A 16,559-nucleotide genomic window follows, 5' to 3' on the forward strand; every position below is an offset into this window, starting at 1 on the left:
AGCAACGGGTTTCTTATCCGGCGGATTTCGTTGGCGCGACGTGACGCGCCATTTTGCCTCCACGGCTTTTTCGAACCGCCCGCATCCATCCGGCTTATCGCTCGTTGAGTGCAGGCGGCCAGCCGGCCGGAGCGGGGATATGGAGAACGACAATGTCCAGCCCTGTGCGTTATACCCCCGCTATCGAGACCCCTCTGCCCGACGAGGCAGAGACGATCGCCGACATCAACGCGGCCTTCGATACGATCCTCGAGAAGACGTCGGAAGATTATGGTCACGCCGTGCGCGCGGTTCATGCCAAGGCCCACGCGATCCTCGAAGCCGAGTTCGTCGTTGACGAGGGCCTTCCCGATGAGCTGGCGCAAGGGCTGTTCGCAGTGCCGGGCGCGCACCGCGCCTGGATCCGTATCTCGACCAATGCCGGCGATATCCTGCCCGACGCGATCAGCCTGCCGCGCGGTATCGCCATCAAGGTCGAGGATGCGGAGGGCGCGCGGCTCGCCGGCGCCGAGGGCGGCGCGCAGGACTTCATTCTCGTCAACGGCCCGATCTTCCAAGCGAAGACCGCCGACAAATTCCTCGCGAACCTCAAGCTGCTCGCGAAGACCACCGACCGCCTCGAGGGCACGAAGAAGGTCGTATCGGCGGCGCTCCGCGGCGTGCATCACGCCTATGCGGCTGTCGGTCTCGATGCACCCGCCGCGGTCGATACGCTCGGGGGTGCGCCGAATAGCGAGCCGCTCGGCGAGACCTATTATTCGGCGACCGCCTTCCGCTTCGGCGATTATATCGCAAAGTTCAGCCTCGCCCCGCTCGCGCCTGAAATGACGGCGCTGACCGGCCGGACGATCGACGTCGCGGGGCGCGAGGATGCGATCCGCGAAGAGTTGCGCCGCGAGCTTTCGGCGTTCGACGCGCTCTGGGAATTTCGGGTCCAGCTCTGCCATGACCTGGCCAAGCAGCCGGTCGAGGATGCGTCGGTCGAATGGGACGAGGAGGCCTTTCCGTTCCGCCGCGTCGCGCTTCTTCGCGCCCGTGTGCAGGACAGCTGGGAGGCGAGCCGCCGTTCGCATGTCGACGAGGCGATGCGCTTCTCGGTCTGGACCGGGCTCGAGGCGCACCGTCCGCTCGGCAACATCAACCGCGCGCGGCGCGACACCTACCGGCACAGCGCCGACTTCCGCGCCGCGTTCAACGCCTGCCCCTATCATGAGCCATCGCGGGTCACGGTCTGACGATGGGGCAGCGCGGCGACCGGCCTCATATCTACAGCTTCGGCGGGCCCGCGGGTGGCTGGGGATCGGTCCGCTCGCTCGCCGATATCCTGACCCGCGAGCGCATCGACGCGCGCGGGTACCGGGAGCTGCTACGCCAGAACAAGCCGCAAGGCTTCATGTGCGTGAGCTGCGCCTGGCCCAAGCCCGCCGATCATCATCCCGCCGAATTCTGCGAAGAAGGCGCGAAGGCCACCGCCTGGGAACTGACGCGACGCCGCACGACGCCGGAGTTTTTCGAGAAGCACAGCCTGTCGGAGCTGCGCGGCTGGACGGATTACGATCTCGAGCAGCAGGGGCGGCTCACGCATCCGCTTCGCCATGATGCGGCAACCGACAAATATGTAGCCTGCAGCTGGGAAGAGGCCTTCGACGCGATCGGCGCCGCGCTGCGCCCGCTCGATCCCGCCGCGGTCGCCTTTTATTCCTCGGGCCGGACCAGTCTCGAAGCCTCCTATATGTATGGCCTCATGGCGCGGATGTACGGGAACCAGAACCTCCCCGACAGCTCGAACATGTGCCATGAATCGACGTCGGTCGGGTTGAAGGCGGCGCTTGGCGTGCCGGTCGGCACGACGCGGATCGAGGATTTCGATAAGACCGACGCGATCTTCTTCTTCGGTCAGAATGTCGGCTCGAATGCGCCGCGCATGCTCCATAATTTGCGCGCCTGCCGAAAGCGCGGGGTCGAGATCGTGACCTTCAACCCCTTGCGCGAGCGCGGCCTAGAACGCTTCACCGATCCGCAGAACCCGGCCGAGATGCTGACCCTCACGGAAACGTCCATCTCGACCCAATATCACCAGCTGCGCGCGGGCAGCGATATCGCGGCGATGACCGGGATCGCCAAATATCTATTGTTGTGGGACGAAAAGGCGCGCGCCGCCGGCAAGCCCGAAGTGCTCGATCATGCATTTCTTGCCGGCCATACGGTCGGCTTCGACGAATTCGCCGATGCGGTGCGGGCAGCCGAGTGGGGCGACATCGAGGCCGAAACCGGTCTGCCGCGCGCCGACCTCGAGGCGGCGGCGCGTGTCTATGCGGGCGCGGGCGCGGTCATGGCGATCTACGGCATGGGACTGACGCAGCATGTGAAGGGCGTCGAGAATGTCCGCATGGTCGTCAATCTCCTGTTGCTGCGCGGCAACATCGGCAAGCCCGGCGCCGGCCCGACGCCGGTGCGCGGACATTCGAACGTGCAGGGGCAGCGCACCGTCGGCATCACCGAAAAGACCGAGCTCGTGCCTGTCGAGCGGCTCGAGGCGCAATATGGCTTCACCGCGCCGCGCAAGAAAGGGCTCGATACGGTCGGCACCTGCCGCGGCATCATCGATGGCTCGGTGCGGGGCTTTGTCGGGCTGGGTGGCAATTTCCTGCGGGCCGTACCCGAAACCGAAGCGATGGAAGCCGCCTGGCCCAGCCTCGACCTCTCGGTCCAGATTGCGACGAAGCTCAACCGCAACCATCTCTTCCCGGGCAAGCAGGCTTTCCTGCTGCCGTGCCTCGGCCGGATCGAGCGCGACGTCCAGGCGAGCGGACCGCAGGCCGTCTCGGTCGAGGACTCGACGAGCTGCATTCATGGGTCGCGCGGCAAGGCGCCGCCCGCGAGCCCGCATCTCCTGTCCGAACCCGCGATCGTCGCGGCAATCGCGAAGCAGATCCTGCCACCCAATCCCAGGCTCGACTGGGACGCATGGGTGGCGGACTATAGCCGCATCCGCGCGGCGATCTCGGAGACCTATCCCGACATCTTCCGCGATTATGAGCGGCGGCTCTTCACGCCCGGCGGCTTTTGGAAGGGCAACAAGGCCGCCGAACGCGTCTGGGAAACGAAGAGCGGCAAGGCCGAATTTCATGCGCCTTCCGGGCTGTCCGCTGCAGGCTTTGCCGATGTCCCGGGCCGGTTCCGGCTTACGACGCTGCGCTCGAACGACCAGTTTAATACCACGATCTATGGCTATCACGACCGCTTTCGCGGCGTGAAAGGAACGCGCGACATATTGTTCATCAACGCCGAGGACATGGCGGAGGCCGGGATCGCCGAAGGCGAGATCGTCGCGCTCGAGAGCGACGCCGGCGACGGGAGGCGACGCCGACGCGATGGTCTGATCGCGACCCCCTATGCGATCCCGCGCGGCTGCCTCGGCGCCTATTATCCCGAATGCAATCTGCTGATGCCGCTCGATCATCATGCCGAGGAGAGCCATGTGCCCGCCGCCAAATCGGTGCCGGTGCGGATCGTCCGAGGGAATCGCGATGAGGGAGCCGCCGCATGACCGACTGGATCACGGACCTCGTCGAGACGATGGGCTATGCCGGCATTGTCCTTCTCATGTTTCTCGAAAATGTCTTCCCGCCGATCCCGTCGGAAGTCATCATGCCGCTCGCGGGCTTCGGCGCCGCCGATGGACGCTACAGCCTGCCCTTGGTGATCGCCGCAGGACTGGCCGGGACCCTTCTGGGAGCGCTCTTCTGGTACATGATCGCGCGCAGGATCGGCGACGAGCGGCTTCGCCGCTGGGCCGATCGTCACGGGCGCTGGATCACGCTCAGTGGCGACGATATCGCGCGTATCGAGCGCTGGTTCTGCCGCCACGGCGCATGGGCGGTGCCGGTCGCCCATCTCATTCCCGGACTTCGTACGCTCATTTCGATTCCGGCGGGCATCTTCGCGATGCCGCCGACGCGCTTCCTCCTGCTGTCGGGGCTCGGCGCAGGCGTCTGGACCGGGGCACTCGCCATCGCGGGCTATCTGCTCGCCGAGCGTTTCGAGGGCGTCGAGACGTGGGTCGGCCCGGTGAGTACCGCAATCATGGCAGCGCTCTTCGCTTACTATGTCTGGCGCGTGATCCGCTTCAAGCCGGGCGGCGCCAGCTGATTATTTCTGACCGGCCGCCGGGGAAACCGGCGATCGCATCGCGAGTGCGCGGGGGCCGGTGACGCGCCACACCGTGTTCGAAAGGTCGTCGGCGATCCAGAGGGCACCGCGCGTCGGGTCCCAGGTGACGCCGACCGGGCGGCCGCGCGCCTTGCCGTCCTTGATGAAGCCGGTCACGAAATCCTTCGGCTTGCCGGCAGGACGTCCATTCGCGAAGGGGACGAAGCTGACCTTGTAGCCGGCGAGAGTCTGGCGGTTCCAGCTGCCATGTTCTCCGACGAATGCGCCCGTTTCATATCCGGGGAGACCGCCCTCGGTCGCGAAGCTCAGCCCGAGCGGCGCCACATGCGACCCGAGCGCGTAATCGGGAGTGACTGCCGTTTTGACGAGCTCGGGCTTTTGCGGATGGACGCGCGGGTCGGGATGGCGTCCCCAATAGCTGTAGGGCCAGCCATAGAATGCACCCTCGCGCACCGAGGTCAGATAATCGGGCACCAGCTCGGCGCCAAGCTCGTCGCGTTCGTTCACTACTGCCCAGAGGATGTTCGACGATGGCTCGAAGGCGAGGGCGGTCGGGTTGCGGATGCCCGAGACGAAGATGCGGCTCGCGCCGGTGGCGGCATCGACTTCCCAGACGACAGCGCGATCTTCCTCGACGTTCATCCCCCGCTCGCCGATGTTGCTGTTCGAGCCGATGCCGACATAAAGCTTCGTTCCGTCCGCGCTCGCGGCGAGCGATTTCGTCCAGTGATGATTGATCGCCGCCGGAAGCTTGGTCACTTCCTCGCCCTTGCCGGCGATACGCGTCGCGCCCGGCGTATAAGCGAAGCGCAGCAGCGCGCCCTGATTGGCGACGTAGAGGTTGTTCCCGACGAGCGCGAGGCCGTAGGGCGCGTCGAGATCCTCGATGAAGCTGGTGCGAAGTTCGGGTTTGCCGTCGCCATTCGTATCGCGAAGCAAGGTGATGCGGTCGCCGCCTTTCACCGGCGATTTGCCGAGGCTCTTGATATAGCCCGCGATCACGTCCTTCGGGCGGAGCTTCGGTGCATGGCCGCCCGACCCTTCGGCGACGAGAATGTCGCCATTGGGGAGGATGAGGATCTGCCGCGGAATCTTGAGGTCGGTGGCGACCGGCGTGATCGTGAAGCCGGCGGGAACGGTGGGAAGCTCGCCGTTCCAGCCTGCAGGCTTGGCGATCTTCATCGGCGGGACGAGCGTCTCGTCGATCTTCGGCAGGTTCGGGCTGGCACCCGTCTGGTCGAGCTTTTCATCCCCTTTGCCGCAGCCGGAGAGCGCGGCCGCCAGCGCCGCCGCAGCGACGAGGCCGAGGGAGGTCTGGCGGTTCATGCGCGGTGCTCCTTTACGGCGTGGAGAAGCCAGGCGGCGGCGATCGCTGCAAGCGTGGATAGGACCGAGAGTGTCACGCCGGTCGTGCCGACCGAACTCCAGGCATCCTGGCTATGCTTGAAGGCGTTGATGAGGCCCGCGATCCACATGACGAGGATCAGCAGGAAATAGGCAAGAGCGGGCGTCCACGTGGGCCGCTTCCGGCCACGGAAAAGGGCTATGGCGGACCACAGGAGTATGGGAGCCCCGAATATCAGCCCGCCCGTGATCAACCAGGCCGAGAAGTTGCTCCACTGCATCTCGCCGCTGTTGAGATAGGTGATGTCAGAAAGGAGCGCGCTGCTGAACAGGGCGACGGGAAAGGCGAGGAGAATGGTGTGCAGCGGATGGGGGGCGTGTCGGCGATAGGCGGGGTCGATACGAGGCGATGGGGCCGTTGCCATATTGATCTCCATGCGGGCCCCCGTCTGGATAATGCGCCGACCGCCCAATAGTTTCCCGGAACCCGCGCGCAGGGCGCGACGTTGGCAATTCGATGGATCCTGCCTCGATACCCTATTGCGGTCCCGCGCCGATCCCGGGAGACTGGGTGACGCGCTGGAATCTCGATCCCTGGCTGCTGGCGGCGCTGGTCGCTGCGGCGCTGATCGCGATGCGGCAGCAGGCCCGCGGCCCTTTTTGGGCCGGGTTAGCCCTGATCGTCCTGCTGTTCGTGTCGCCGCTGTGCGCTCTTTCGTCCGCGCTCTTCTCGGTGCGCGTCGCGCATCATATCATCCTGACCGCAGTCGCGGCTCCGCTGTTTGCGTTCGGCCTGCCGCGGCTTCGGCCGCGCGGCGGTGCATCGCTATGGGCGGCCGCGCACATCCTCGCCTTCTGGGTCTGGCATGCGCCGACGCCCTATGCGCTCGCTTTGGCGAGTGACGGTGCTTTCTGGTTGATGCAGCTTTCGTTGCTCGCGACCGCGACCGCATTCTGGGCGTCGCTCCGATCATCGTCGCCGCCGCTCGCGATCGGCCTCCTGCTAGCGATGATGGTGCAGATGGGTCTGCTCGGGGCGCTCATCACCTTCGCGGGGACACCGCTTTACGCGCCCCATCTTGCGACGACGATGGCATGGGGCCTGGGACCGCTCGAAGATCAGCAACTCGCGGGCCTCATCATGTGGGCGCCCGCCGCACTTCTCTACCTCGGCGCGGCGCTCTGGACGGGCTGGCACCTCCTCGGCGAGCCGCCGCGGGTGGCAGGGTGATCGAGGCGATCAAGGCGTGGGCGGCGCGTTATGCCGCTGACGGGCGCTATTCGCCTGTGGGTCAGATATTCCATTGGACGATGGCTGCGCTCATCCTGTTCCAGCTCGGCTGGGGCTGGCGAATGAGCCGCATCGATGCGGGCGGCGACAAGCTGGAGGCGTTTCGGGTTCACGCCGAACTCGGCCTGCTGATGCTCGTGCTTGCCGCGCTCCGCGCGATCTGGCGGATGATCGTGCCGGGACCGGTCAACGATGCCGACCGCCTCGGCTGGCAGACGGTGGCGGCCTATGTCACGCACATCCTCTTCTACGTCTGCTTTTTCGGTCTACCGCTTTCCGGCTGGGCGATGTGGTCGGTGGTCGGCGGCGAGCCGCTCGAAGTCGTGGGGATCGTTCCCTGGCCGCACATGCCCTTCGACAGTCTGGATAAAGGATTCCAATGGTGGATTCTCGACTGGGCGGAAGGCATCCACGCGCTGCTGATCATTCTTCTTGTCGCGATGATCCCGTTGCACGTGGGCGCGGCTCTGAAACATCATTTCTGGGATCGGCACGATGTATTGCGGGGGATGTTGCCCGAGCTTCCGGAGGACGGAGCGGAAACGACGCCGCATGACGGGACACCGCCGCCAGCTCGGCGGGCGAGAGCAGGCGGCTGACACGGCGCATTTCGCCAAGCGGATCATTGTAGCGTCTCGCCTCGCGCCAGGCGCGAAGCTGACCCGCGATATAGGCGGCGGGCTGACCGGCAAGCGGCGGGTTGGCGGCATCGCCCCCGCCGGCGGTACCGTGACACGAGGCGCAGGACGGGAGCCCGCGCGCGGGATCGCCCTCGTCGTAGAGGCGGGCGCCCGCCGGATTTCCGGCATCGACAGGCCAGGCTACCGGCTGGAGCGCCGCGTAGTAAGCCGACACTTTCGAGCGGTCGTTGTCGCTGAGCTTGCGGGCGATCGCGCGCATCGCCGGATGCTCGCGGCGACCGTTCGCATAATCGTCGAGCTGCCGGTGGAGATAGCCCGCATCGAGCCCCGCGAGGCGCGGCGTGTCGCGCCCGTCGCCTTCGCCTTTCAGTCCGTGACAGGTGAAGCAGGCCGCTTCGGCGCCCGCGTCGCCGCCGCTCATGGCGATCGTCTCTCCGGTCGCGCGAAACCGATCGGGCAGTGCCGGCGCATGGCATGCTGGCAGAAGCAAGAGGAGGAGAAGCGGGGCTTTGCGCACGCATCGGGAACCAATGGCTGCGCGAGGTGGTTCCCAAAGTGAAACAAGGACGGTGAACGGCTATGAAAGGGGGCGCTGCGATTTCGGTCTTGATGCTGCTTGGCGCCTGCGCGCCCGCGCCGGTCGAAACGGCACCCGCCGATACGGACGCCGTCGCGCGCGGCCGCGACGCAGCGGCACGGCTCGGTTGCGGCGCCTGCCATGATTTGCCGGGGATCGCGTGGCCGAAAGGGCGGGTGGGACCACCGCTCGCGGGCTTCGGCGCCCGCCCGCTGATCGCTGGCCGCCTCCCTAATCGCGCGCCCCAACTTGCCGCCTTCGTCACCGACGCGCCGGCAATGGCGCCGAGGACCGCGATGCCCGCGATACCGATGAAAAGAGCCGAAGCCGACGACATCGCCGCCTGGCTGCTGAGCCTCGATGACTGAGCGAACGCTGCCTTCCGAAGGCTGGCCGCCCGCCGTGCTCGATCCCGCCGGACCTTATTCGGAGCCTGTGACCCTCCTTGCCTGGGTACTGCTTGTCGGGGGCACCGTCATCTTGGCGATCGTGCTTGCCGCGCTCTGGGTCGCGCTGCGCGGATCGCCGCGGCTCAAGAACCGGCTCGGCGGCGAGAAGGCGATCTGGATCCTGGGATTTGCCTTCCCCTCGGTCGTGCTCACGGGTCTGCTCGTATGGGGCCTGTTGCTCACCAGTTCGCTTTCGGCGGCCCGCGTTCCCGAGGGCGCCATGCGCGTCAAGATCATCGGTGAGATGTGGTGGTGGCGCGTCCATTATCAGGATGAGCAGGGCCGCGAGACGCTGCGCGATGCGAATGAGCTCCACATTCCGGTAGGGCAGCCCGTGCTGCTCGAACTCGAAGCCGCTGACGTCATCCACAGTTTCTGGGTGCCGCGGCTCGGGGGCAAGATGGACATGATCCCGGGGCGCACCAATCGCCTGCTGATCGAGGCCGATGCGCCGGGTGTCTACAAGGGGCAATGCGCCGAATATTGCGGCGGCCCGCACGCGCTGATGGGGTTTGTGGTCGTGGCGCACGCCCCGGCGGAGTTTGCGCGGTGGCAGGCTTCGCGCCGCCCCGCTGACGGCGCGGGCGGCGAGGGGCTCGCACTTTTTCTATCGAGCGGCTGCGCCGCCTGTCACACGATCCGCGGCACGCCGGCACAGGGACTCGCCGGTCCCGATCTGACCCATGTCGGCTCGCGCAAGACGCTTGGTGCGGGCATATTGCCCAATAATCCCGGGACGATGGCGGGCTGGGTCGCCGACAGCCAGGCGATCAAGCCCGCGAACCGCATGCCCCCCTATCACCAGTTCAGCGGCGAGGAACTGCAGGCGCTCACCGCCTATCTGGTCGCACTCAAATGAGATCGGAAACGGGTTTCGATCCTACGCTTTACGAGCGCTTTCCGACCAGGGACGAGCGGCCGAAGGAAGAGGAGGAAGACCTCCGCCGCATCTGGTGCAAGCCCAAGGGCTGGGAATATCTGTTCGCGGTCAACAATAATTATATCGGCATCTATTATCTCGGAACCGCTTTCCTCTTCTTCCTGATGGCGGGCGTGCTCGGGCTGCTGATGCGCGCGCAGCTCGCCGCGCCGATGCTCGAAATATTGCCGCAGGGCACCTACAACCAGGTCTTCACCATGCACGGCACGGTGATGATGTTCCTCTTCGCGGTGCCCGCGGTCGAGGCGGCGGGCGTGCTGCTGCTCCCGCAGATGCTCGCGGCGCGCGATCTGCCATTCCCGCGGCTTTCCGCCTATGCCTTCTGGGCCTATGCCGTCGGCGGGCTCTGCTTCTTCGCCTCGATCTTCGTCGGGCTCGCGCCCGACGGCGGCTGGTTCATGTATCCGCCACTGACGTCCAAAGCCTATTCGCCGGGGATCAACACCGATTTCTGGCTGCTCGGCATCGGCTTTATCGAGATCAGCGCGATCGCGGGCGCGATCGAGATCATCGTCGGCGTGCTGCGGACGCGCGCGCCGGGCATGCGCCTCGACAAGATGCCGATCTTCGCCTGGGCGATGCTCGTCTTCGCAGTGATGATCGTGATCGCCTTTCCGAGCATCATTCTCGGCACCTTGCTCCTCGAGATCGAGCGCGCGTTCAACTGGCCCTTCTTCGACGCGACGCGCGGAGGAGATCCTCTGCTCTGGCAGCATCTCTTCTGGTTTTTCGGGCATCCCGAAGTCTATATCATCTTCCTTCCCGCGGCCGGGATGATGAGCATGATCGTCGCGACCGTCGCGGGCGAGAGGCTCGTCGGCTACCGGCTGATCGTGCTCGCGATGATCGCGACGGGTTTCATCAGCTTCGGCGTGTGGGCGCATCACATGTTCACGACCGGCATGCCGCCGATGACGACGGGCTTTTTCTCCGCCGCTTCGATGGCCGTCAGCGTGCCGGCGGGCATCCAGGTCTTTTCGTGGATCGCAACGCTCGCGATCGGGAAGCCGAAGTTCAATGCTCCGGGCCTCTTCGTGATGGGAAGCATCGTCATTTTCGTGACCGGGGGATTGACCGGGGTGATGGTGGCGATGGTGCCTTTCGACTGGCAGGCGCACGACAGCTACTTCATCGTCGCGCACCTCCATTATGTCCTGATCGGCGGCATGGTCTTTCCGCTGTTTGCCGCCTTCTATTACTGGATCCCGATGGTGAGCCGGCGCGCGCTGTCGGAGCGGCTCGCCAAATGGGTGTTCGGCCTCATGTTCACCGGCATGAATGTCGCCTTCCTGCCCATGCATCTGGCGGGGCTGCAGGGCATGCCGCGGCGCGTCTACACCTATCTGCCGGGGCAGGGCCTTGAGCTGCCTAATCTGGTCTCGACGGTCGGCGCGTTCATGCTCGGGCTCGGTGTACTCCTCTTCGTTGTCGACCTGGCTCGCAATTTTCGGCTCGCGCCGGGTGAGGGCAATGCCGGGAATGTCTATGGCGGCGGCACGCTCGAATGGCTCCCAAGCGAGCTATACTCGACGCGCTCGATCCCGGTCGTGACGAGCCGCGAGCCCTTGTGGGATGACCCGGCGCTCGCCGACGAGGTCGAGAAGGGGCGCTATTTCCTGCCGCGCTCGGCGACGGGCCTTCGCGAGACGATCGTTACCAGCCCGCTGCTCGCCGAGCCCCAATATCTTCAAATCATGCCGGGGCCGTCGCCATGGCCGTTCGCCGCCGCGATCTTTACCGCGGGCTTTTTTCTCGCGCTGACGGTGCAGGCCTATCTGTTTGCATGGGTCAGCGGCGTGCTGGCGGTGATCTCGGTGCTGCGATGGCTTTGGGAAACCGACCGGCCGATCGAAATCGAGGGCGTCGACATCGGCGCCGACATTCGCGTCCCGACCTATGTCACCGGCCCGTCGAGCCATGGCTGGTGGGCCATGATCATCCTGCTGGTCGTGATGGGCATGATCTTTCTCATGGCGCTGTTCAGCCTTGCTTTCCTGTCATCGAACCAGCCTGGCTTCTGGCGGCCGCCGCCGCCGCTCGGCGAGGCGATATCGATGCTCATGCTCTACGCTGCCGCGATCGGGTTCGCGCTCGCAGCGCGCTCGGTCCTTCGACGCTCGCCATTCTGGTCGGTGATGGCGCTTCTGTTCTCCGCAGCGGCATCAAGTGCGGCGCTAGGTCTGGATTACGCAAGCTGGTCGGGCAGCGGGCTCGATCCGACCGCGAGCGGGCAGGGGGCCGTCGCCTACGCGCTGCTGGCTCTCCAGGCCTGTGCGGCGGCGATCGCAATGCTGATGGCGCTCTACTGCGCCGCGCGCGGTGTGCGGGGGCTTGTCGCGCAGCCGAGAAACAACAGCATCGACCTCACGATGCTCTTTCTCGTCTACACCGCGGCCCAAGGGGCGACGGGCGCTCTCGTTTCGCGACTGGTCGGCGTTGGCGGATGAAGAGCTGGCTCATCATCATGGGCGGTCTCATCCTGTGGGCCGTGCATTTCTTCCTTCTCTACCTCCTTGCCGAGTTCGGGGGCAGTGGCACCGGCGTACGCCTCGTAGCATCGCTTTGTACCTTGGTCCTTCTCGGCGCTGCGGCGTGGATGTTCTTAGCGGTATCGCGTGAAACTCCCGGCGATCCCTTTGCCCGGTGGCGGCGGCGTGCCGCGATGCTGGCGCTGGCGTTCGGCGGGCTCGGAATCGCCTTTCAATATTTGCCGGTCCTGCTCATCGATCGATAGGACGGCGGTTCGGCCCGAGGGAGCGAAATGGATGCAGGTGATCGAAGCGATAGCGGCATGCGAGGAAGCGCTTCGTACGGCGATGCTGGCCGGCGATGCCGAAGCGCTGGAGCAGCTGCTTGCGGACGATATGATCTTCGTCGACCAACAGGGTGTGAGGCGATCGCGTGACGACGATATCGCGGCGCATCGTTCGGGACTGCTCGACTTGAGTTCACTCGATTTTCGGGGCGACCGTCTCGTTCGGCCCTATGGTGACCTGGCGAGCGTCGTCGTGACGACCGATGTCGCCGGATCCTATGGCGGCACGACCTTCTTCGTTACCTTCTCCTATCTTCGTCTCTGGAAGCAGCAGGGTGACCGCTGGCAGATCATTCTCGCTCAATGCACCGCTTGTCCATCGTCAGAGCTGTGATCGGAGACTGCTTCGGCCGAGGTTGAGCGCGGCATCTGTCGAGCGCGCTCTGGCCTCGCAGGCTCGGCCAGGGGTCGCACGGATGTCCGGCCGCGCCTGCACACTTGCCTCGCTTCTTGCCGGTGCGGGCGCGCGCTGTCACGGCGGGCAAGCCGCGCTGCGCGCGGCTCCGGCCGCTGCTCCGCCCCGTCCGGCCCGCCGCTCCCGCGCGCACCCCGCCCCGGCTGCGGCTCCGGCAAGAGTGCGGTTTTCGGCCCTGCGGGCCAGCGGCATTGCGGCCAAGGTCAATCCGTTCGGGCGCGAAGCTTGCGGCGGGTCGTCCTCAGCGCGTTTTCGAGACCTTGCGAACGATATCCGCCGTCCGGCGCTTCCCGATCGAACAAGGCGCCGTCGTCATCGCGGCCGAGCAGAAATTCAAGCGCTTCGACGAGTTCTTGGTCCATGGTGGTTCTTCCCGTCATCGGGCAAGCGACACCGATACAGGACAATGATCGGAATAATGTTTGACGTCTTTCCCGTAGAGCGTCTCGGCGAAGCTTAGCATGTCCGCGCCGGCGCGCCGGTCGAGCACGATATGATCGATGAAGCTGTCGTAGGGCGGATCGCACTTCGGCCGCGTGCCGGCATCGGCAAGCCGGAGGTCTGCGTTCGCCGGCGTACCGTCGTCGATCTCGGACCAGATGCGGTCGCCTTCAAGGCCAAGCCTGCGGTTCCAGTCGCCGAGCACGGCGAAGCGCACGGGCGCTTCGGCAGCCGCATCGATCCACGCCTCGAGCGCGGGTACCTGCTCTGCGAGGATCGGGCACGCTTTGGCGGTATCTCCGGCAAAGCAGCCCGACTTGAGGTGAATCGAAAGCAGGCGAAGGGGTCTCGCGCCCGCCGGTCGAAGGGTGATGTCGACCCCCGAGCGCAGCTGCGGATTGCCGAGCACCAGACTGGTCACATCGGCGTGGCGGTCGAACGCGATGGTCTTGCGGATCGCGAAGCCGACTGCCTGGCGAATGACGCGCTGCGACTTGTGCTCGCCGCCGCAGGTCCCGCTCGGTGCGCCGGCGCGCTCTTCCATGACGATGGCATAGCGGGCGGGATCAAACACACGCTCCGCCGCCGCAACACTCTCCGCTTCCTGAAACGCGATCACGTCTGCGTCGAGGCCGTCGGCAATTTGTCGCATGGCGGCATAGTCGGCGTCGGTTCGCGGCTGACACCCGTCGCCGTTCCGCTCGGCAAGAAATTCGAGATTCCAGCTCGTCAGCGTGAGCGACCGGTCGTGCGGGACTGCGAGCTGAGGATGCTGCGGGGCTTGCTCGGCCCCTGCGCAAGCGCTGAGCGAAAGGAGCGAAGCGGCGATGAAGAGGAGGCGCTGGTTCATCGAGCGCTTCTGGCCGCGACGCCGGACGCTTTCAACCAATTCGTTGGCAGGAATAACAGCTCGGGAGGGAGCCTCGTCTCCCGGGAACCAGGGTGAGAGACGAGGCAAAACAAGAATGCGCGCGCGTGAGGATTTGTTCCGAACGATCTGTCATATCGTGTTGATCTCGATCAACTTTACTAATTGTCTTCCGGCTCTCTGAACTTCGTGCATACATGCTCCCGTTGGATATCTTTCGCGGTCCCCACGAGCTTTTGTTGGGGAGAACGACTTTGGGAGACTCACGCTCGCGGGAACAAGCCTGCCCCCTTGTCGTTGTCGAGGGGACTATAGCGGAGACAGGTGCATGCAGCAGCAGATTGCGGTCGTGACGCTCGGGATCGCGGACCTCGTCAGGTCTCGCCGCTTCTACAGCGAGGGCTTTGGCTGGACGCCGGTCTTCGCGAACAAGGAAATCGCCTTCTATCAGATGAATGGCCTCATCCTCGGCACATGGCTTGAAGCAAAGCTCGCCGAAGACATGACGCGGACCTCGTTCGGCGGCCCGGGGTCTTTCGCGCTCGCGCATAATGTCGGGACGGCAGAAGAGGTCGATGCGGTGGTCGCGGCGTTGGAAGCTGCAGGCGGCCGGGTGCTGCGGCCAAGCGACGCGCCGCCGCATGGCGGCTATCGGGGCTATGTCGCGGATCCCGACGATCATGCTTGGGAAATCGCGTGGAATCCGGCTTGGCCGATCGACGCCGAAGGCCATGTGACCTTCGGCGCCTGACGTCGGGCCTTAGCCGTTGAGGCGATCCTTGACGGCCTTGGCCGCGCCGAAGCCGAGCTTTTTCGAGGCGGCGATCTGGATGGTCTCACCGGTTGAAGGGTTGCGGCCCTCGCGGGCTGCGCTTTCCTTGACCTTGAACTTGCCAAAGCCGTTCACCGAAACTTCTTCGCCCTTTGCGGCGGCGTTGGCGATCGCGGCGAACACGGCGTCGACCGCCTTCTTGCCGTCGGCCTTGCTGGTTCCGAGCATCGTCGCCACTGCGTCCGAAAGGTCGGCATGGTTCATTCAATATCTCCCTTATTCGGTCGGCCCCTCGCCGACCGGGCGGCTTCTATAGGAGCGAACATCGTCCTCCGCTATTGCGATCATCTCGCGAGGCTGCGAAAGGTGATCGACCAGCGCGCCTCCTCGATCGGCGCGATCCTATGCTCCCAAACGTGCCGCGCTTCGCCGGCGAGGTGATAGATCGAGCGCGGTGCGAGCGGCAGTGCGAAGCGGTCGAACTTGTCGTGACTGCGGCGCCGGAAACGCATCGTCGCCTCTGCTCCCAGCGAAATGCCGACGACATGCTCGAAGACCGGCCGGTCCTTGTGCCAGCCGATGCCGGCCCCGGGGCCGTATGATATCAACAGCGCCTGCGCGAGGGCGCCGGGCGGAAGTCCTGCAAAACGCTCAGCGCGAGCAGCCATGGGCGCGAGCCAGTCGGGGATCGGTGCCGCGCGCGCGAAAACGCCCGTTTGAAAATCATAGCTCCATCCGAACGAGCGGGTGTGGCGTTTGCCCTCCCATCGCTGGAATTTGAATGCCTCGAGCCCTGCATGTTCGATATGGGCTATGAGCGCCGCTTCCTCGGCTTCCGTGATGAAGGCTTCGGCTTCTTCCAGACCGGGAAGCCGTGCGCGGCCGAACAGATCGGCCTGCGCCGCGGCGCTTTTGCTGACAGGGCCGTGTTTCATGCCCTTGCAAGTGCGTCCAGTTTCGCCGCGATCGCTTTCCAGCGCCCGACGCCCGCATTATCGCCCACGAGTGCGAGCGCGCCGATGCGCGCTGCGACAAAGCGCGGCGCGCCCGCTCCATGCTGCTTCTCGACCGCGAGCGCGCAGGCCCAGAGATGGCGCTCCTCGGTGAACATCAGAGCAGGGTCGGCATCACGGGCGGTTGAGGCAAGGTCTTGCTGCGGTTGCTCCATGGGTCGCTGCTATGCTGGGCCACGAGGCGGTCGCCGGGATATTTGCGCACGAGTTCGAACGCTTCGTCGGCGGGCGCGTGCAGCCACGTCTCATGATCCTCGGGACGGAGGATGACCGGCATGCGGTCGTGGATATCGAGCAGTTCCTCGGTCGCGTCCACCATGACGCCGGTATAGGCGTCGCCCCATTCGTCGGTGGGGCGCCAGAGTCCCGCCCAGGCTGCGAGCGGCTGATCGCTGACGCTGATCCAGGTCTTCGTCATCGCGCCTTTTTCACCGACGGCCTCGGCAAAGGCGGTGAAGGGGATCAGGCAGCGATGCGCCGGCCGGGCGAACCATTCGCTCCACATGCCATAAGGATTGAAGAGCTGATCGTCGCGTGCGTTGTTCGTCGGACTTGGCTTGTTGGGCAGGCCCGTCTTCTTGCTTTTCGAGTGGCGCGGGAAACCCCAAGTCATTGACTGAAGGACGCGCTTTCCCTCCTCTTCGCGGACGACCATTCCCGAATAGCCGGGATAGACATCCTCGGCGCTGTTGAACGGCTGGACGGGCAGGTCGACGCCGAAATGCGCCGCGACCTCGGCCGCGCTTTTGCGCTCGGTGTAGAGATTGCACATGGACGTCAGTCTATCAGGATCGGGCCGGGAAGGAAGGACGCTGGCGGC

The 16,559-nt window shown here is 65.3% G+C and carries 19 protein-coding genes and 1 pseudogene; 11 read left to right on the plus strand and 9 right to left on the minus strand.

All coding sequences use genetic code 11. The features are described 5' to 3' along the window. The first annotated feature begins 152 nt into the window (after positions 1 to 152). From VGN68_RS18760 to VGN68_RS18770, 3 genes are read left to right on the plus strand one after another with little or no spacing between them, the layout of a single operon-like run. Positions 153 to 1,235: a catalase family protein gene (locus VGN68_RS18760; RefSeq protein WP_327478920.1), complete on the plus strand. Its 1,083-nt coding sequence runs from the start codon at positions 153 to 155 to the stop codon at positions 1,233 to 1,235. 2 nt (positions 1,236 to 1,237) lie between these two features. Beyond that, a complete protein-coding gene (locus tag VGN68_RS18765) occupies positions 1,238 to 3,550 on the plus strand; it encodes an FdhF/YdeP family oxidoreductase (protein ID WP_327478922.1) in 2,313 nt (770 codons plus the stop codon). Then, positions 3,547 to 4,152: a DedA family protein gene (locus VGN68_RS18770; RefSeq protein WP_287408551.1), complete on the plus strand. Its 606-nt coding sequence runs from the start codon at positions 3,547 to 3,549 to the stop codon at positions 4,150 to 4,152. The genes VGN68_RS18765 and VGN68_RS18770 overlap by 4 nt, the downstream gene beginning before the upstream one ends. On the opposite strand, the gene VGN68_RS18775 is transcribed toward VGN68_RS18770, so the two are convergent. Both VGN68_RS18775 and VGN68_RS18780 read right to left on the minus strand, forming a co-directional pair. Continuing rightward, a complete protein-coding gene (locus VGN68_RS18775; protein ID WP_287408549.1) occupies positions 4,153 to 5,499 on the minus strand; it encodes a PQQ-dependent sugar dehydrogenase in 1,347 nt (448 codons plus the stop codon). It lies immediately after the preceding gene. After that, positions 5,496 to 5,954: a DUF2231 domain-containing protein gene (locus VGN68_RS18780; RefSeq protein ID WP_287408547.1), complete on the minus strand. Its 459-nt coding sequence runs from the start codon at positions 5,952 to 5,954 to the stop codon at positions 5,496 to 5,498. The genes VGN68_RS18775 and VGN68_RS18780 overlap by 4 nt, the downstream gene beginning before the upstream one ends. 134 nt (positions 5,955 to 6,088) lie before the next feature. Here VGN68_RS18780 and VGN68_RS18785 point away from each other — a divergent pair, with 134 nt between their 5' ends. Together VGN68_RS18785 and VGN68_RS18790 are read left to right on the plus strand one after the other, a co-directional pair. Continuing rightward, a complete protein-coding gene (locus VGN68_RS18785; protein ID WP_287408546.1) occupies positions 6,089 to 6,748 on the plus strand; it encodes a cytochrome c oxidase assembly protein in 660 nt (219 codons plus the stop codon). Positions 6,749 to 6,804: 56 nt separating this feature from the next. Then, positions 6,805 to 7,407: a cytochrome b gene (locus VGN68_RS18790; RefSeq protein ID WP_327478996.1), complete on the plus strand. Its 603-nt coding sequence runs from the start codon at positions 6,805 to 6,807 to the stop codon at positions 7,405 to 7,407. 85 nt (positions 7,408 to 7,492) lie between these two features. Here VGN68_RS18790 and VGN68_RS20560 read toward each other — a convergent pair. Further along, a pseudogene (locus tag VGN68_RS20560) lies at positions 7,493 to 7,870 on the minus strand (c-type cytochrome); the annotation flags it as partial. 158 nt (positions 7,871 to 8,028) lie between these two features. On the opposite strand from VGN68_RS20560, the gene VGN68_RS18800 reads away from it, so the two are divergent. From VGN68_RS18800 to VGN68_RS18820, 5 genes are read left to right on the plus strand one after another with little or no spacing between them, the layout of a single operon-like run. After that, entirely contained in the window at positions 8,029 to 8,394 is a 366-nt protein-coding gene (locus VGN68_RS18800; RefSeq protein ID WP_287408541.1) for a c-type cytochrome, read from the plus strand. Beyond that, the gene (coxB, locus tag VGN68_RS18805) at positions 8,387 to 9,334 is read left to right on the plus strand and encodes a cytochrome c oxidase subunit II (RefSeq protein WP_287408539.1); all 948 of its coding nucleotides are present in this window, start codon (positions 8,387 to 8,389) and stop codon (positions 9,332 to 9,334) included. The genes VGN68_RS18800 and coxB overlap by 8 nt, the downstream gene beginning before the upstream one ends. Then, on the plus strand, positions 9,331 to 11,862 hold the full coding sequence (locus VGN68_RS18810) for a cbb3-type cytochrome c oxidase subunit I (protein WP_287408537.1): 2,532 nt from the start codon (positions 9,331 to 9,333) through the stop codon (positions 11,860 to 11,862). The genes coxB and VGN68_RS18810 overlap by 4 nt, the downstream gene beginning before the upstream one ends. Next, positions 11,859 to 12,149, plus strand: coding sequence for a hypothetical protein (locus tag VGN68_RS18815; RefSeq protein WP_287408535.1), 291 nt, complete (start codon positions 11,859 to 11,861; stop codon positions 12,147 to 12,149). Before VGN68_RS18810 ends, VGN68_RS18815 begins: the two co-directional genes overlap by 4 nt. Positions 12,150 to 12,180: 31 nt before the next feature. After that, a complete protein-coding gene (locus VGN68_RS18820; RefSeq protein ID WP_287408534.1) occupies positions 12,181 to 12,564 on the plus strand; it encodes a nuclear transport factor 2 family protein in 384 nt (127 codons plus the stop codon). A gap of 284 nt (positions 12,565 to 12,848) precedes the next feature. Here VGN68_RS18820 and VGN68_RS18825 read toward each other — a convergent pair whose 3' ends face one another. Beyond that, positions 12,849 to 13,007: a hypothetical protein gene (locus VGN68_RS18825; RefSeq protein ID WP_327478933.1), complete on the minus strand. Its 159-nt coding sequence runs from the start codon at positions 13,005 to 13,007 to the stop codon at positions 12,849 to 12,851. 14 nt (positions 13,008 to 13,021) lie between these two features. Continuing rightward, positions 13,022 to 13,936 carry an endonuclease gene (locus VGN68_RS18830; RefSeq protein ID WP_327478935.1) on the minus strand — a complete coding sequence of 305 codons (915 nt, stop codon included), beginning with the start codon at positions 13,934 to 13,936 and terminating at the stop codon, positions 13,022 to 13,024. 346 nt (positions 13,937 to 14,282) lie between these two features. Here VGN68_RS18830 and VGN68_RS18835 point away from each other — a divergent pair, with 346 nt between their 5' ends. Next, complete coding sequence (locus tag VGN68_RS18835) at positions 14,283 to 14,705, plus strand: VOC family protein (protein ID WP_287408528.1); 423 nt, start codon at positions 14,283 to 14,285, stop codon at positions 14,703 to 14,705. Between the two features lie 9 nt (positions 14,706 to 14,714). On the opposite strand, the gene VGN68_RS18840 is transcribed toward VGN68_RS18835, so the two are convergent. From VGN68_RS18840 to VGN68_RS18855, 4 genes are all read right to left on the minus strand, one after another. Then, on the minus strand, positions 14,715 to 14,990 hold the full coding sequence (locus VGN68_RS18840; protein WP_287408526.1) for an HU family DNA-binding protein: 276 nt from the start codon (positions 14,988 to 14,990) through the stop codon (positions 14,715 to 14,717). Between the two features lie 80 nt (positions 14,991 to 15,070). Then, positions 15,071 to 15,661: an alpha-ketoglutarate-dependent dioxygenase AlkB gene (locus VGN68_RS18845; protein ID WP_287408524.1), complete on the minus strand. Its 591-nt coding sequence runs from the start codon at positions 15,659 to 15,661 to the stop codon at positions 15,071 to 15,073. Next, positions 15,658 to 15,837: a DUF6961 family protein gene (locus VGN68_RS18850; RefSeq protein ID WP_287408522.1), complete on the minus strand. Its 180-nt coding sequence runs from the start codon at positions 15,835 to 15,837 to the stop codon at positions 15,658 to 15,660. Before VGN68_RS18850 ends, VGN68_RS18845 begins: the two co-directional genes overlap by 4 nt. Continuing rightward, positions 15,837 to 16,511 (minus strand): SOS response-associated peptidase, encoded by a 675-nt coding sequence (locus tag VGN68_RS18855; protein WP_287408520.1) that lies wholly within the window; start codon positions 16,509 to 16,511, stop codon positions 15,837 to 15,839. Before VGN68_RS18855 ends, VGN68_RS18850 begins: the two co-directional genes overlap by 1 nt. Between the last annotated feature and the right edge of the window lie 48 nt (positions 16,512 to 16,559).

Origin of the sequence: Sphingopyxis sp., from assembly GCF_035998965.1 — a bacterium.
Classification (GTDB): Bacteria; Pseudomonadota; Alphaproteobacteria; order Sphingomonadales; family Sphingomonadaceae; genus Sphingopyxis.